Raw genomic sequence first — 16,812 nt, 5'->3', positions numbered from 1 at the left:
TTTCTAGAATTAAGAGAATATTTTAATTATTCTACTTAATAAAAAAGGATAAATCAACCTTTTTTTAAAAATTTTATTTTTAGTGATTTAATATTTACCCAATATTTTCATTATGTAAACCTTTGGATGGAAATATACAAACAATTTCAGGGATGATATTCAATTTCGAAAAAAGCGAGGATGCCTTAAGCGCTATAAGCAAGATCTGCATAGAAACTAACATTGCCAATAATTTATATGGTAAAATAAAAGGTACGATTTTTACTCATTCGATTAAGTAAAGGAAGATATAGATGGCAAAGAAAACGCAGGGAGTGCTTCCCGTTAAGAAAAATGATGTGACGGACCTTCGCATAGAAGATTTAACCCATGAGGGACACGGTGTAGGAAAGATTGACGGCTATCCGTTATTCATTCCTAATGCACTGCCTGGAGAGCAGGTTCGTGTAAAAGTAGTAAAAACCTCAAAAAATTACGGCTTTGGCCGGGTGATGGACTGGCATAATAAAAGCCAGGACCGTGTGGTGCCGCCTTGTCCGGTTTACTACAAATGCGGTGGCTGCCAGCTTCAGCATTTGAGCTATGAAGGGCAGCTAACTGCCAAGCAAAAGCAGGTGCAGGACGTAATGGAGAGAATCGGAAAGCTCCCTGACGTTCCAGTGCTTCCGACACTTGGCATGGAAGAGCCCTGGCGCTACCGCAATAAAAGCCAGGTTCCTTTTGGCATGAGTGAAGGGCGTGTCATTTCAGGCTTTTATGCAAAACGCAGCCACGAAATTGTTGACGTAAAGGAGTGCATTATCCAGGAAGAAGTAAGCGATCAGGTCATGACACTCGTTAAGCAAAAAGCCAATGAGCTTGGCATCCAGCCCTATGACGAAGCCCGTCATAAAGGAGTGCTCCGCCATGTTGTGATCCGCTATGGCCGTACCTCAGGCGAAGTGATGGTCGTGCTTGTCACAAGAACAAATGATGTTCCTCATGTACTGGAGCTTATTGACGTATTAAAAGAAAACATCAAAGGCTTATCGTCCATCATTCATAATGTTAACAGCAAGAAAACCAATGTGATCATGGGTGAAAAAACAACCGTTCTTTGGGGAAGCGACGTGATTTATGATTCTATCGGAGATATTCGTTTTGCGATCTCAGCTCAGAGCTTTTATCAAATTAACCCTGTTCAAACAGAGGTATTGTATAAAAAGGCACTAGAATATGCAGAGCTCACAGGGGAAGAAAACGTCGTCGATGCTTATTGCGGGATCGGTACGATTTCACTATTCCTCGCGCAAAAAGCAAAGAAGGTATACGGCGTTGAAATCGTCGAGCAGGCAATCGAAGATGCTAAGAAAAATGCTGAGCTCAATGGCATCAACAATGCAGAGTTTGAAGCAGGACCGGCAGAAGTCATTATCCCCAAATGGCACAAAGAAGGAAAAACAGCAGACGTTATTGTTGTAGATCCTCCGCGCAAGGGCTGTGATGAAGCACTGCTGCAAACCATCTTAGAAATGAAACCGAAGCGCGTTGTTTATGTATCCTGTAATCCTGGGACACTCGCAAGGGATCTGCGAGTGCTTGAAGACGGCGGCTATCGAACAGAAAAGGTACAGCCAGTTGATATGTTTCCGCAGACGAGCCATGTGGAGTGTGTGGCAAGCATTTATCGTGTCGACTAAAAAAAATATTGAGCGAAAAAAAGCGATATGGTAACATAAATGGAAATAAGAGGTGAGTGTTTATGCAATCAGTTAAAAAACAAATAAGCTTGAACTCACAACTACATCATCATATTAAGTAGTCTTGCTATTCGATTTTTAAGAAATCGCAAATAGGAAGGCTATTTCCCATTAAATCGCATTTGATTAAGTTTTTACTTAAATCAGGTGCGGTTTTTTATTTTACAAAAAATGGAGGAATTGAACATGAAGAAAATGGATTACCAAAATGTAAAGGGTACTCAGGATTACCTGCCGAATGCTGAAATAATTAGAAGAGACATCAGACGAACACTGGAAGATGTATTTATTCAATACGGATGTAAACCGTTGGAAACCCCAATCTTAAATTACACGGAATTACTGGCTTCTAAGTATGGGGGCGGAGCGGAGATCATTGAGGAAATGTACACATTAACGGATAGAGGAGAGAGAGATTTAGCTCTGCGCTATGACCTGACGATTCCATTTGCAAAGGTTGTGGCAATGAACCCTACGTTGAAAATGCCTTTGAAACGCTATGAAATTGGAAAAGTATTCAGGGATGGACCAATTAAAACGGGAAGATTTCGTGAGTTTACCCAATGTGACGTTGATATAGTAGGGGTGGATTCACAAATTGCTGAAGCCGAATTACTGGTTATGGCCCTTGACGCATTCAACAAGCTGGATTTACCTGTAGCGATTCACTATAACAACCGAAAATTATTAACAGGAATGCTTACTGTATTTGGTAATCAAAAAGAAAAAATGAATAAAGTTATTTTAGTGCTGGATAAGCTTGAAAAAGTGGGTTTGGAAGCAGTTTTGTCTGAGCTTAATGAGCAAGGGTTATCTGCTGAAACGATTACAATGATCAAGCAGTTTTTACGTGATGAAGAAAATTCAAGCTTTGACTATTTTGATTCTTATGCAGAACAAAATGAAGATGTAAGGCAGGGATTAAATGAGCTGAAGGAATTACAATCCTATTTAACATTCCTAAATGTAAATGAACACTGTGTATTTAACCCATTTTTAGCAAGGGGATTAGAGATCTACACAGGAACAATCTATGAAATATTTCTAATAGATCAATCGATTAAATCGAGTATCGGGAGCGGAGGAAGATATGACAACGCTATTGGCGGGTTTATTGGCACTGAACTAAACGTTTCTACAGTAGGTATTTCATTTGGGCTGGATGTCATTTTTACAGCAGTGAGCTCAATAGGAAAGAGCTCTAAGGAAAGTTCAACGATTGATTATTATGTTATTCCATTAGGTACTCAAAAGGAATCCCTGCTTGTGGCGAATGATTTAAGAAAAAAGGGCTTTAAGGTGGAGTTCGAGATGAGCAAGAGAAAAATAGGAAAAGCTCTTGATAAAGCAAATAAAGAGGACATCCGGTATGTCATTATTATCGGTGAGGATGAAGTGAAAAATAATCGATACAAAGTAAAGGATATGATTTCAGGAAATGAAAGAGTTGAATCATTTCTATTTAATTGATTTAGATAAACTTTTTAGATTCTGAGAAATACCCGGACAGCTGCCGTTATGAAGGATGGACTACTTCATATTTTATACACTGAATGAAAGGTTGTGTATCGTATTGAAGAATTGTCCGAATCATTTATGAAGAAAGCAGCTATCTGAAGCGCCTTGATGGGAAAATAAGACATATCGTCTTGGTCTCTTTCATTTGCAGTTTTTTTATTAGTAAATTTGAAAAGCAGTTGGTTAAAAGTAAAATTGCCTAAACCTTCAAAATAGAATAAAATTAAGGATAGAAATGGAAAATAAATTATTATTAAAACTAAAAAAGGAGTCAGAGATGTGAAACCATTAAAAGTCATACAAATCGGAGCGGGTGGCTTTGGTCAGTCCTGGCTTACGATAGTAGAGCAGTATGAGCGAACTGAATTAGTTGGCGTTGTCGACCTTGTTCCTGAGAATTTATCAAAAGCAAAAGAGGAAATCAATCTTCCTGCAGATCGTTTTTATAGTAATGTGGATCTGGTATTAAAAGAGCTGGAGGCCGATGCGGCATTAATTATTACACCCCCTAAGACCCATAAAGATTTAGCAATCAAAGCACTGCAGGCTGGTCTTCATGTTCTTATGGAAAAGCCTCTGGCTCACTCTATAGAGGAAGCTCACGAGTTAATGCAAATAAGCGCTGCATTTAATAAAAAAATAGCTATCAGTCAAAATTACCGCTGGAGAGCGCCGATTCGTACAGCAAAAGAACTTCTTCAAAAAGAGATGATTGGAGAAATCGGTTATATCGAGTACGAGTTTAGAAAAGCCATAAAATTTGGAGGTTGGAGAGATCAATATTCCGAGATTCTACTTGAGGATATGAGTATTCATCACTTTGATATTGTGAGGTACTTACTTGGCAAGGAGCCGCTTGAAGTATACGCGCAAAGCTTCCGGCCAAAGTGGAGCTGGTTTGCAGGGAATCCCTCTGCGAGTGTGGCAATCCAATTTGAGGACAATATCCGGGTGAGCTATTTTGGCAGCTGGGTTTCAAGAGGAAGAGATACTTCCTGGAATGGGGATATACGAATTGCAGGTGAACATGGAGCGATTGAAATCATTGATGATGAAGTGAGGCTTTATTTAGTCGAGAATGAAGAGGTCAAAAGTGAAAAAGTAGAGCTGATGCCCGTATCCTATTCAGACCAAATGGGCTCGTTGGACGATTTCGCTCAGGCGATTGAAAAGAATACGATTCCAGCTACATCATTAGAGGATAACATAAAGAGCTTTCAATTAACGTGTGCCGCGATAAAATCGGCTCAGGAGGAAAAGAAAGTAACCATTTTTTCACAGGGAGAAATGATTGAGGATGCCAAGTAAGAGGATGAAACGGAATTAAAATGAATACATAATAAATCCAATTATATGGCAGTCATGTCTAATATTGTTGAAATATTCAAACTTTTACTGTACGATAGAGGGTAAACTTACTATTATTTATTCTGTAAAAACATGAATAATAGAGTGATGTAAACAGTAAAAATAAAATAAATGCAGCAGCTGCTGTAAGCGTATTCATCCACAAACTTTGAAAGGGTGCGTTAGGATGGCTGAACTTAATATTGGACTGATCGGGTATAAATTTATGGGGAAAGCTCATAGTCAGGCGTATCGAAATGTGAATTTTTATTTTGAGCCAAGCCTTGACTACCGCTTAAAAGTGCTGTGCGGCAGAAATGAGAAAAATGTGAAGGAAGCATCGGAAAAATACGGCTGGGAGGAATATGAGACCGATTGGAGGAAGGTTGTCGAACGTGATGATATTGATCTCGTGGACATTGGAACGCCTACTAATACCCATAAGGAAATTGCGATAGCAGCAGCACGGGCAGGCAAGCATGTATTATGTGAAAAGCCCCTGGCGTTGTCACTTGCTGATGCTAATGAAATGCTGAGAGAAGTTAAAAAAGCCGGAGTTAAGCATATGGTGGGATTTACGTACCGACGTGTACCGGCCATTGCTCTTGCAAAAAGGCTGATAGATGAAGGCAGAATCGGAGCCATTCACCACGTTCGCGCGAACTACTTACAGGACTGGATTGTAGACCCGGAATTTCCGCTTGTATGGCGCATGGATAAGGCAGTCGCAGGATCCGGTTCGCATGGAGATCTGAATGCTCATATGATTGACCTCGCCAGATATCTATGCGGTGAATTTGAAGAAGTGATGGGAATGTCCAAAACCTTCGTTAAAGAGAGACCGGACGGCGGCGATATGGATGGGGGTCTTGGTGCTTCAACGGGAGACCAGGCTAAGCTTGGAAAAGTTACGGTTGATGATGCCACATTATTTTTGGCGAATTTTGAAAATGGAGCGATTGGTAATTTTGAAGCAACTCGATTTGCTACAGGACGGAAAAATAAAAACTGTATTGAGATAAATGGATCGAAAGGTTCGATTGCCTTTAATTTTGAACGAATGAATGAACTTCAATTCTTTTCAAAAGAAGATGAAGAGCATATTCAGGGCTTTAGAACGATTCTAGTAACGGAGCCATGCCATAAGTACATGAGCTCGTGGTGGCCTGCTGGTCATATTATTGGCTATGAGCACTGCTTTACGCATCAGGCGTTTGATTTAATAGAAGCCATTGCCTCGGATCAGAAAATCTCACCGGATCTTGAAGATGGAGTAAGGTGTCAGGAGGTTATTGAAGCTGTAGAACAATCGATTGAAAAAAGAGGCTGGGTGAAAATTGAGAGCTTAAGAGAGCATGTCACCAGCTAATTTGAAAAAGCAGGTTTCTCCATACAAGGGAGAGCCTGCTTTTTTTGAGAGTCAGTTGATTTTCTTAATCAGATTAACGATTTGTTTGTTGTCTCCTGTGTCAACCGAGACTAGCTCAGTATTGGAAATAAGGTCTATGTAAAATTGTTCACCCGCAGGATAATTTCCATCCCATCTGAGCGGGACATGGTACACATTGATCGTCCCGTTTCCATTGCTGCTGTAAGTTACTGAACCATCTACCAGACGGGTGCCCGATAATTGAATCACATCCTCTGGGTATTTTTCACTCGTCTCATCATCAGGATTAAGCAAAGTACCAGCCGGAATAGGACGAATCGTCAATTCATCGATTTCTAGATTTGGACCAAGCTGCAGCCAGACCCTTGCATATTCGATTTCGTGAGTGGAATAAGCAGATAATAGATTTTCTTCACTGCTTTCAGATGGTGTATCTTTATCCGAGTTTGTTGTTTCTTGAGAGACAGCTTCACTGGAGTCCCCGGATATAGATTCTTCTGACTCTGTATCAGTCCCAGTTTTTGTCTTAGCTTCTTTCTCGTCAGCTTGATTATTTTCTTCTGAAGCATCCTCTGTTGTCTCAGTAGCGGATGCTTCGTTTTCAGGGCTCCCTGTGCAGCCTGTCAGCAAGAAGACGAGCAGTAATAAGAGTCCAGTAGAATTAAAGATTTTTGCGAGCTTTACCATTCAACCATCCCTTTCTTTACGTAAAATTATGTTTTTCCATTAAATTAGTAGTCTATGAAGTAAAATGTTAAAAATGGATAAAAACACTACTACCATAATAAGGTATTAAATAGGGTCTGTAAATTGGATGAAAGACTTCTATACGAAATAGTAGATTAGGCAGAATTGGAAGTGGGAGACGTTCAAAAAATAAACAACAAGGCAGTTTGCACCGGTCATGAACCAGTTCAAACTGCCTTGTATGTTAACGGGGAAATTAACTTCTCTGATTTTCAATTTCCCGATACTTGTCATAGGAATCCAGTAAATCATCCGGTACCAGTGTTCGTCCAAAATCCCATGCATTCTTTTCAATCAAGTTCATTAATGATTTTATCTCCCAATCTTCTCCGTATTTTAACGTTTTTAAATCGTGTTTATTCTTTTTAAAGTCGAGATAGTAACCAATTTCATGATAAAGCATAATTTTTACAAAGTTCTCATCGGTTTCTTTAAGCCTATTGTTCACTTTTGCTTTATGGCCGTTAATTTTCAGATAATCAAATTTAATGGTATTGGTTGATACATTAAAGCTCATAGGGGCTGGAAGGTTATTATCAATTTCATATGACAGGTTCAAGTGATGCTCCTGCAGTGTATCTTTGATGATATTTTCGATTGCCCATATATATAGCATCTCTCTATCACTGCCTTTCTTTGGGGTGAGCTGATTATTTCTGCGGTTTTTTCTATAGTAGAGGCGATGCTTAGATAATAGCATCGTTTTACGGTTTAAATAAAGAGTTAACTTCCAGTGTTAATAAGATAATTTAAGGGAAAGTTATTTCTGCTTTTTAGGATAGTTAAATAGGTGCTTTTGACATTGTTTTATGAATAAAACTCTACCCTTATCGGGAGTCCTTGCTTCTAGTTGACTCATATGCTCGAGTTATCTTTTTCGTCTATTTCATTATCAATACCCTTTTAATCCAAACATTATCTTAAGCATTTTCATAAATTTTTAAAAAAAAGCTTAAATAGTTGAGTCACTAATGATTTGCAGGTAGACAATTAAGAAAAACCAGCCAAATATTCTGCATATCTCAGGGGAGAGGTTACTATATTTAGATATAACTTTTGATCATTTATATGGAGGGGAAAGCGATGGTAAGTATCCTGAGTATTTACCTCTAAAATCCATATATTCAGTTCCTGGTCTATTATCAGATCAATCCCGAGATCACCGTAATTTCCGTATTTGTCAAAAATCTGGCATATTTGATAAGCGATCTTTTCTAAATCCTCTGCTTTACTTTGCGCTTCTTGATGACTCATGTTGAACGCCAGACGAAGAGCATCCACTCCTAAGCGAATAAAACCCGCCCTTGAGAAATTCGTTACAATATTACCCGCCTTGCCAAATTTCCCGAAAATGCAAGTGCACCCCCATTTTCCTTTCTCATTTTTTTGCATGATGACACGGAAATCAAGGGGTCTGTTTTGATATCTCTTTACGGAAATAGCCTGTTGAGCAATGTATTCCTTCTTTATTAGTTTAGGCAGCCATGATTCAACCATATAGATAGTGTCAAAGCAATTTTGAGCGGGCCTATCGGCTTTTCTGGCTGCTGGGGAACTAACAAGGTATCCACTTGAGCTTTTTTCAACTTTCTTAATCCCTTTTGACAAGGTTCCGCTTACTGGCTTTAGATAGATAGTGTTATATTTTTCAAGCATATTATCTACTATTTTTATATCTGTTAGACATTTTGTTGCTGGAAGATGGGAGCGGAGGTGTGTTACTGAAGCTAACCGCTGCCATAAACTCCATTTATTAAATGAACCGTTTGAAAAGCTATTGAAAACCCGATCCCCTATTGCATACACCAAATCGTCGAATACTGTTTTAGGCATCGCTGTGCGATTGTACGCAGAGTTAGGATAGGGAAACGTACCTAACTTCCAGGTCTTTGCAGAATCGCTTTCTACCGGGTCATAGTAGTACCCTTGAATTCTTTTCTTTTCTATATCAATGGAATTCCATGCACAGAGATAAGTAAGTCCTTGAACAGCAAAGTAATCACTAAAATATTCTCGATATTTATTCATCTTTGATAATTTCATCTCACTTAAGTCTGAAAATACAATCAAGGCAAGAACAGGGCCAAGCTTAAGAGTTGTGCCGTTATTTACTAATTTATAGGGAAGTTCGTCCGGAATGGTCAGCTGTTCCCTCCACTGTACCGGTAACCCGATTATATCCCCGGAATAATCATTGCAAATCTGAACGTTAATCTCCCTGCTCCATTCACCGAACTGAAATTTCATGGTACCGGGGGTAATTCCGATCTCTGCAGCAGTTTTTGAAGAGAGGTGAACCTGATCGGGCAATGTTCCGGTTATCCAATTGATCTCCATGTTTCATCAATCCTTTCAATACATTCTTTCAGGATATGAAATTCTAATCTAAATGCTTGGATAACCCGAAAATTTAACGAAAATCTGGACGAATGAACAAGCGAAAATAAAAATTCAAAAATAATATATAAAGGAACAAAATAATGCCGATTAAAAGGGGTTAAAGAATGAAAACTGATTCACGAGAGGTGATTTTAGGGAAATGGAAGTTTTATCGGATTACTATTCAGGACAAGAGTTTATACGCAAACTATATTCAAAAAACCCAATATCCAACTGATTTATGGTCTTCTAACTTTGACTACCTCTGGGCTGCCTCTCAGCCAGATTCTGAACTTGTTTTATGGAAAGTTGTAAGGGGGATGCTCGTCACTTTTAAGCTTACAAGAAGAAATATTCTTCAAATCGCTTTTCTTCCATTCGGCTATGGGGATGCAGATAAAGTAACAGAAGTCTTATTAAAATGTTTGAAATTTTGCCATCAATGGAACAATGGAAAGCAGGGAAAAACTCGTGTGAGAGCAATCTCAAAAAAGCAGCTTTCCTTTATACAGACATCTTCTCTCTTTAATCAAAACTTTCGTTTTGCAAAATTAAATGGCAGGGACCGGCACATTAGTGTAAATAAGGTTATTCAATTACATGGGAAGGAATTCAAAGAAGTTAGACAAAAAATTAACCGCTTTTTAAGAAACTATCCCGATACTGTAGTAAGAAAGGCCAAGCCTTCAGATTATCGCACCTTAGTAAACTTTAAGGATTCATGGAATCGAACTTCAGGTAGTAAATATTCAAAAATATGGGATGATCAGGCTTACAGGAAAATAATGAAAAACAATCAAAAATTAGAACATATAGTCCTGGTTGCTGAGACAAAGGGGGAGGTAGTGGGCGTGGTAACAGGCGGCATCCTGCCTCATGGCCAGGCTTGGAGTGCATTTTTAAAAAGCCTTAAAGGATATGATGGATTATCCGAGTTTTTAAATGTTGAATTTGCCCGTGAAATTTTTAACATGAATCCTGGTGTGGAGATGATCAATATAGGAAGTGATTACAGTGATAATGGAGGGTTACAGAAATTTAAGGATAAGTTCAGACCGGTTCTTAACGCTAAAAGGTACCGTCTTTATCTGAAATGAAATTAGGTTGTGAATCCCCATGAATGTTTAAAGGGATAGTAAAGAAACAACAAAGCAATTGCTTACATCAGAACGACCCCTCTGACCAGGTTAGGTTATATATTTTATGTTTAACCGAATAGAACGTGCCTAGCCTCTCGTAAGCTGGCAGCGGAAATAATTTTTTCCGGAAAGGATGAAATTTCATCTATTTGTAACGTTTTTCGTTCGATTGAAAACAGAAAACCCGCTGAAGCACGTTTTACCGTGTCTCAGCGGGTTTTCCCTTTGCATGGAGAAATATCCTCTTCCTTATTACTTGTTAAACTTGTCTAAGAATATCTGAAATAAATCTTTTAATAGAAGGATTCCCTTTCTTTTTTTATTTCGGTTAGGAACCTGTTTTCCTGGGTCTTCTTCCAATCCTTGAATTTCTGGAAGATCTATTTGCTTTCCGACCTCTAAATATGAATTTATTTTTTTACCCATTTCTGAAAATCCCGGTTTCTCGAAGGGAACAAACCCTGGGGTCGCATTTGCTTCAATTATCCAAATACCCCCAAATTCATCAACAGCTAGATCAAAGCCCCAGATATTTTGATTTTTGAAGCTATTAGCATAACAGGTTGAGAGTGCTAAAGATAAATGGTCTAAAGCATCCATTGTTTGTTCTAAGTCAAAATTCTTAATATTTGACCTTGAAAGGGCTTCTTCAACAGTTACCAAATTTCCATCATTCAGTATGTTAGTAGTTATATACCCATCTTTAGCGATTTTCCCATACTTCCCAGTGATGTCCCATTTGGTATCTCCTTTATTGCGTTGGGTGATATAGCGGAAATCTATCACATTGCCATTTACTTTTGCAAGAGGGATGCAATATTGAAGAAGATACTGCTGTCCTTCTAGTTTTTCTCCTAAAAGCTGTTCAATATCGTTTATAAACATGATTTGTTTTTTCGACTTCTGAAGATTAACCTCGACTTTATCGCCATCAGTTTTTGATACTTTTATTATTCCTTTTCCTCCATTCCCAACTGAAGGCTTTAAGATGACCTCGTTATATTGATCCATCATTTCCCAAAACTTTTCAATTGTATATAAGTGAGTCTCAGGTAAGAATCTTTTTAGATGCTTACTTTCCAGTAATAGCTGATGTTTGTACCATTTATTAAACCTTGAGTTTTGTTTCAAATGAATTCACTCCATGCATTAATATTATCTTCTATTAATATATGAACGATTCATATGATTGCCTGTAGCAATGCCTAAATACAATTTTCAAAGAACACCTTTTCTCTATACCTTTTCATATCCCTATAAGCTCTATTTTTTTACCTAAAAGTAAACGTCTGTCCATTTCAAAACACTGACCATCTGAATGTAATATAAAGTAGGTTTTTAGATGAATAAAGGAGTTTATGCTATGACACTTATAGGGATGCTGCATCACCGAAAAGATCCGGCCAATGTAAGAAAGACGTATGCTTTTGCAGCAGTCGCAAAAGCAGAAGGCGTCGGGTTTTTTTACTTCACGCCTGGCAAGGTGAATTTTTCTAATAGGTCTATTGAGGGGAAAGTTTTAGAACATGGCTTGTGGGTGGATCGAATTATGCCCTTCCCCGATGTCATTTATAATGCGGGTGACCCAAATAAATTGGCAAAGTCTTTAAAGGTTGTTCAAAGGTTAAGAGAAATGATCCCTTTTACGACAAATTCCATCGGAAACAAGTGGAGTGTTTATGAGCGTTTAAAAAAAGGAAAGGATTTTTCTCATTATTTAATCCCTTCAGAAAAAATTACAAGTGATACTGATAAATTTTTCCACTATCTCTCAGGGTTCCGAAGTGTTGTATTTAAACCCTTTGACGGCAGGAAAGGAAAAGGGATCTACTTTATATCCATTGAAAAAGATAAATTTTTGGTAACGAAGGATTCGGATTCCAGTTATTATACAAAAAATGAGCTGAGAAGCCTGATAGATGAAAGGCTTTCTGCTGAAACGTATATTATGCAGCCCTATATAAAATCTATTAACAAATCAGGACAAATTTACGACTTTAGACTACATGCTCAAAAAGACGGTCATGGCGAATGGGTCATTACATCCATTTATCCGCGAATTGCCCCAAAAGGCTCCATTATACCCAACATTAATAATGGGGGGTATACCAATTACTTAACTCCATTTTTAAAGCAGGAATTTGGAGAAGAAGCCACTAATATTAAGGGCACACTCGAACATTTTTCATTATCTTTAGCTCAGCATCTTGATGAACTTCAAATGCAGCTATATGGAGAGGTAATTGATGAAATAGGAATTGATATTGGATTAGACGAGAATTTAAAAATATGGATTTATGAAGTAAACTGGCTTCCAGGGTGTCCTCCCACATTTTATTTAGAAATGGATGTTGTCCAAAATTCTATTAGATATGCTAAATATCTGGCAAATAGCCAAGATGCAATTAAAGCGAAAATCGAAGCAGCGAAAAGAAAGAATAAAGCGAAGGGTGAAATGCCAATTATCGCAATAACAGGAAGTGCCGGGAAAACGACCACGAAAGCCATGCTTGCTTCTATCCTTTCAAATAAATGGAACACTTTTGAATCAAAGGATTATTGGAATACGGCTCAGCATACTGAAATTCATGCCTCTGAAATTGATAAATCTCATGAAGCAGTCGTCTTGGAGTATGGAATGTCCTCTCCTGGAACCATAACAAAACACTGCAGCATTATTAAGCCTAATATCAGTATTGTGACAAATGTCGGACTTGCACATGTTGGTTCATTCAAAAGCAATATAAAAGGAATTGCTAAGGCTAAATCAGAATTAATCCACGGAATGGATCAAGAAGGATTGCTTATTATTAACAAGGATAATCGGAATTCCAGGTATTTGGAGACAAAAGAATTTAGAGGAAAGATCATTACAATTGGAATTAAGTCAAAGGCTGACTACAAAGCCTATCAAATCGAATATGCGGAAAATGGGATGTATTTCAAAATGACACTACAGGGAATTGAAGTAAAATTTTTCATTCCTATTTTTGGTGAACATCATGTATATAATGCTCTTAATGCCATTGCTGTGGCAGACCACTTAGGTTTAACTCCAATGCAAATCCAAGCAGGGTTATTATTTAATAAACCGGCGAGGAGGTTAACCGTTTATAATCGACGGCATAATATTACTCTAATAGATGATACGGTTCACTCTCATCCTGAAGGAGTAAGAGCAGCAATTGATGTGCTTTCAAATATCGGTAAAAACCGAAAAATAGCTGTTATTGGAGAAATCAGAGCCCTGGGAAAATTAAGAGAGGCAGAATACCGGAAAATTGGAGACTATGTGTATGAGAAAGAAATTGATCTTTTTATTACCTATGGCGATCAAACAGAAATAATGGGTAATCAGGCGAAATTAAAGGGATTTCCTTCAAACAGTGTTCATCACTTTGATAATAAAGAAGAAATGCATGAATTTCTAAAAACGGTTGTAGAAAAGGAAGACACTATTTTAGTGAAGGGTGCCAGCAGGATAAACATGTATGAAACGATTCAATTTTTAAAGAAAACCTTCAAATAGATACTATGACATGAAAGGTACCCCGGGATTGTAAAATTCCCGGGGTACCTTTTTTCTCTTTAAGAATAGAAGATCTAAAGGTATTATTCTTTTTTTAGGTGGAACTTAATTTCATTTACAGCATTTTTGGCAAATCTCTTTGCTTCGTCCATCGTATTACCTGCTGCGATTACATAGGCGTATCGATGTCCCATTGATAGAGGAGGGAATAGCAAAGTTCCTTTTTTGGGTTTTACATAAACGTCTACGATCCCTGGGGACTTTTTAGCCTTTCCCTTTCCCGTCACTCTTTCTAAAATTCCTTGTTCAGAGGCAATTTGGTATTGGGTAAAAACAAATTTTTTCTGTTTCGGTACTACTGAAGGCCTTTCACCTAAAACCAATTTTAATGTTTCTTCAACCAAACTGAATCCAAAGGCAGCTTGGATCATTTTATTCATTGCACCGCCAGAAATTCTCGGGTTTATTTCAATAAGCTTCCACCCATTCGGACTTCGTCTCAATTCAAGATGCAGTGCTCCATTTATGATTTCTAATTTCTTAACAATAGAATGAAGAACCTCTTCAATCCCAGCTTTAATATCCTTTGGTATTTCGGCCATAACACCATAGCCTGTTATAATAAATCTTTTCCCCTTCGTTATTTCCTGTTCAATAACACCTGCAATCATGACCTCTTCCTTGTATACGACTGCCTCCACTAAGTATTGGTCACCTGTAATGTATTCCTCTACAATAATTGATTCATTCGGATCTTTTGCTTGCAGCATTAAGGTATGATTTTTTAACTGCTCCTCTTTTTCTGCCAGCAGGACATCTTTCGAGCCAGTAGAATTCGGAGATTTAACAATAACAGGAAATGTAAACTTAGGCAAAATCGTTTCAAAAGAGATTTCTTCTCCAGGTTTAATAACTGTAAAAAAAGGTGTATAAGGCTGACCTTCTAAAAACAATCTTGTGTCTTCCTTATTATTCATTAATTTAATGGCTCTAGATGAAAAGTGGTTCTTGCAAAATTCATCACAAAGTAGTGAAGCACTGAGCACAGATGAATCTACAAAACTAACAATTGTCTCAATATACATTCCTTTCGAACGTAAGCGTTTTATTTCTTCTCTCATATCTTGCAGGTTGTCTGTATCTATAAATATCATTTTATGAACATCAGGATACTGGTCCCTCTGTTGAATTTGGTTTTCGTTATTAGTGAATACAACCGTAAAAAATCCAAGGCGTTTAGCAGCAAAAATGGCATCTCTGCTTGAACCGGATTTATTAGTACCTATAAAAAGTATTGTTTTCAAGAGTTCCACTCCCTATAAATAATTCAATCAATCAATAACCGTCTATATATATTTATGAAATAAAGTCATATTGGTGTGGTTATTTATACCAACTTCAGTAATTTAATATAGAAGTTGACTATATGATTAATAACTATTGATATATTAGTAGAATGATCTGGGCTATAAGAAAAAAGGGCTATAATTTCTAAAATTTGAGTTAATCCCTCAGTTATCTATACAGGCAAAGAAAGCTGCTGAAACATACTATGCAAGTAGTAAGGAAAGGAGTGAAACGTTTCCCGTGAACCCTATTACCGTTAAAGATATTAGAACTATCATAGATGGTGAATTAATCCAGGGATCTGATGATGCAGTAGTCGAGTATGGCGCTTATCGTCTTAAGCAAATTCACAAAAAAAATACTATCCTCTTTGCCAAATATACAATTAGGAACTGGACGGAATTAGAAGAATTTTTCCCGTTAATTGTTGTCACTCATAAAGACTACAAAAAAACTCAGCATCTTGAGAATTTAACTATTATCGAAGTAGAATCAACAGAAAATGCATATTGGGAATTTCTAACTTACTATAGAAATCAGTTTGATATTCCAGTTGTTGCTGTAACAGGAACAACTGGAAAAACAACTACTAAGGAAATGATTCGGCATATTTTGTCTAAGAATAAAAAAGTAGCTGCTACAAAGAAGACCAATAATTCACGTACTGCTCATTTGCAATACCTGCTAAGTATAGATGATGATACCGAGGCCGCTGTATTTGAAGCTGCGGTTGGATCACCTGGAGATGTGTTATATGCAGGGGAGTATTTTAAACCAACAATTGGAATCATCACCAATATTGGCGCTCATCATTTACGTCATTGCGAATCAATCGAATCCTATATTGAAGCAAAAGGGGATATGGCAAAGATCCTCGATCATAAAGGTGTACTTATTATTAATCAAGACGACATAAATACTAAAAAAATTGATTTTACTGATTTCAAAGGAAAAATTATTAAAGTCGGAAAAGGTCACTTGAGCGATTTTAGAGCAACAGACATAAATTTCCTGGAAAACGGCATGCATTTTAATCTTTTGCACAACCAGCAAAGCTATCCGGTATATGTGCCGGGACTTGGTGAGCATCAAGTGTATAATGCATTAGCCGCACTTGCCGCGGTTTATGAAACAGGCATTGGTATTCAGGAAGCCGTAATACGGCTAAAAACCTTTCAAAAGTTTGATAGGCAGCTTCAAGTGGTCGATGGGATAAATGGATCGGTTCTGATAGATGATACATGGAGCTTAACCTCTACTTCTTTAGAGGCAGCTATTAAGGTGTTAGAGGAAATTGGAAAAGGGAAGAAAAAAATCGCAGTAGTTGGAAGCATAACAGGATTAGGATCTTGGGGGAAAACTATTAATCAGCAGGCAGGGGAGATGATTGCTGAACATAGTGTAGATATTCTTATTGTGAAAGGTAATACTCTGGCAAGTATTATGGCCGATCAAGCAAAGAAAAATAATCCTGAATTGCAAGTCTACTCAATCAATAAAAGCAGCTCTGTTTATCGTCTCTTAAAAAAGATTGTAGATGAAAATACAATTGTCCTATTCAAAGGTAATATGTATTCAAAGGGCATGGTTAATTTAGCTTCAAAGTTTCAAAAGAAAGAATAACTCATGTAAGTCTGATCAATATTAATCAGTGTTTTTGATAATCGAATATAATTT

At 37.5% G+C, this 16,812-nt stretch carries 12 protein-coding genes; 7 read left to right on the top strand and 5 right to left on the bottom strand.

The features are described from left to right. The first annotated feature begins 293 nt into the window (after positions 1-293). From rlmD to C4B60_RS18785, 4 genes are all read left to right on the top strand, one after another. The gene (gene rlmD, locus C4B60_RS18800; protein WP_104059578.1) at positions 294-1,679 is read left to right on the top strand and encodes a 23S rRNA (uracil(1939)-C(5))-methyltransferase RlmD; all 1,386 of its coding nucleotides are present in this window, start codon (positions 294-296) and stop codon (positions 1,677-1,679) included. Positions 1,680-1,925: 246 nt separating this feature from the next. Next, complete coding sequence (locus tag C4B60_RS18795) at positions 1,926-3,209, top strand: histidine--tRNA ligase (RefSeq protein ID WP_104059577.1); 1,284 nt, start codon at positions 1,926-1,928, stop codon at positions 3,207-3,209. A gap of 327 nt (positions 3,210-3,536) precedes the next feature. Then, positions 3,537-4,565: a Gfo/Idh/MocA family protein gene (locus tag C4B60_RS18790; RefSeq protein WP_104059576.1), complete on the top strand. Its 1,029-nt coding sequence runs from the start codon at positions 3,537-3,539 to the stop codon at positions 4,563-4,565. Positions 4,566-4,791: 226 nt separating this feature from the next. Further along, a complete protein-coding gene (locus C4B60_RS18785) occupies positions 4,792-5,973 on the top strand; it encodes a Gfo/Idh/MocA family protein (protein ID WP_104059575.1) in 1,182 nt (393 codons plus the stop codon). 51 nt (positions 5,974-6,024) lie between these two features. Here the strand turns inward: C4B60_RS18785 and C4B60_RS18780 are convergent, their stop codons facing one another. The 3 genes from C4B60_RS18780 to C4B60_RS18770 form a co-directional block, all read right to left on the bottom strand. Continuing rightward, positions 6,025-6,681 (bottom strand): hypothetical protein, encoded by a 657-nt coding sequence (locus C4B60_RS18780; protein ID WP_104059574.1) that lies wholly within the window; start codon positions 6,679-6,681, stop codon positions 6,025-6,027. Between the two features lie 256 nt (positions 6,682-6,937). Then, positions 6,938-7,357, bottom strand: a complete 420-nt coding sequence (locus C4B60_RS18775; RefSeq protein ID WP_104059622.1) for a hypothetical protein — start codon at positions 7,355-7,357, stop codon at positions 6,938-6,940. A gap of 374 nt (positions 7,358-7,731) precedes the next feature. Further along, entirely contained in the window at positions 7,732-8,988 is a 1,257-nt protein-coding gene (locus C4B60_RS18770) for a YheC/YheD family endospore coat-associated protein (protein WP_167578706.1), read from the bottom strand. A gap of 257 nt (positions 8,989-9,245) precedes the next feature. Between C4B60_RS18770 and C4B60_RS18765 the strand changes: the two genes are divergently transcribed. Then, entirely contained in the window at positions 9,246-10,217 is a 972-nt protein-coding gene (locus C4B60_RS18765; protein ID WP_104059572.1) for a phosphatidylglycerol lysyltransferase domain-containing protein, read from the top strand. Between the two features lie 294 nt (positions 10,218-10,511). Here the strand turns inward: C4B60_RS18765 and C4B60_RS18760 are convergent, their stop codons facing one another. Beyond that, positions 10,512-11,390: a YheC/YheD family protein gene (locus tag C4B60_RS18760; protein ID WP_167578705.1), complete on the bottom strand. Its 879-nt coding sequence runs from the start codon at positions 11,388-11,390 to the stop codon at positions 10,512-10,514. A 232-nt stretch (positions 11,391-11,622) separates the two neighbouring features. Here C4B60_RS18760 and C4B60_RS18755 point away from each other — a divergent pair, with 232 nt between their 5' ends. Then, a complete protein-coding gene (locus C4B60_RS18755; protein ID WP_104059570.1) occupies positions 11,623-13,788 on the top strand; it encodes a YheC/YheD family protein in 2,166 nt (721 codons plus the stop codon). A gap of 83 nt (positions 13,789-13,871) precedes the next feature. On the opposite strand, the gene C4B60_RS18750 is transcribed toward C4B60_RS18755, so the two are convergent. Next, positions 13,872-15,101, bottom strand: coding sequence for an ATP-grasp domain-containing protein (locus C4B60_RS18750; protein ID WP_104059569.1), 1,230 nt, complete (start codon positions 15,099-15,101; stop codon positions 13,872-13,874). Between the two features lie 274 nt (positions 15,102-15,375). On the opposite strand from C4B60_RS18750, the gene C4B60_RS18745 reads away from it, so the two are divergent. Next, positions 15,376-16,758, top strand: coding sequence for a Mur ligase family protein (locus C4B60_RS18745; protein ID WP_104059568.1), 1,383 nt, complete (start codon positions 15,376-15,378; stop codon positions 16,756-16,758). The last annotated feature ends 54 nt before the right edge of the window (positions 16,759-16,812 follow it).

This window comes from Jeotgalibacillus proteolyticus, assembly GCF_002926065.1.
In the GTDB taxonomy this organism is placed as follows: Bacteria; Bacillota; Bacilli; order Bacillales; family Jeotgalibacillaceae; genus Jeotgalibacillus; species Jeotgalibacillus proteolyticus.
Note: the sequence above shows the minus strand (reverse complement) of the source record. Positions and strands in the feature narration are given on the sequence as shown.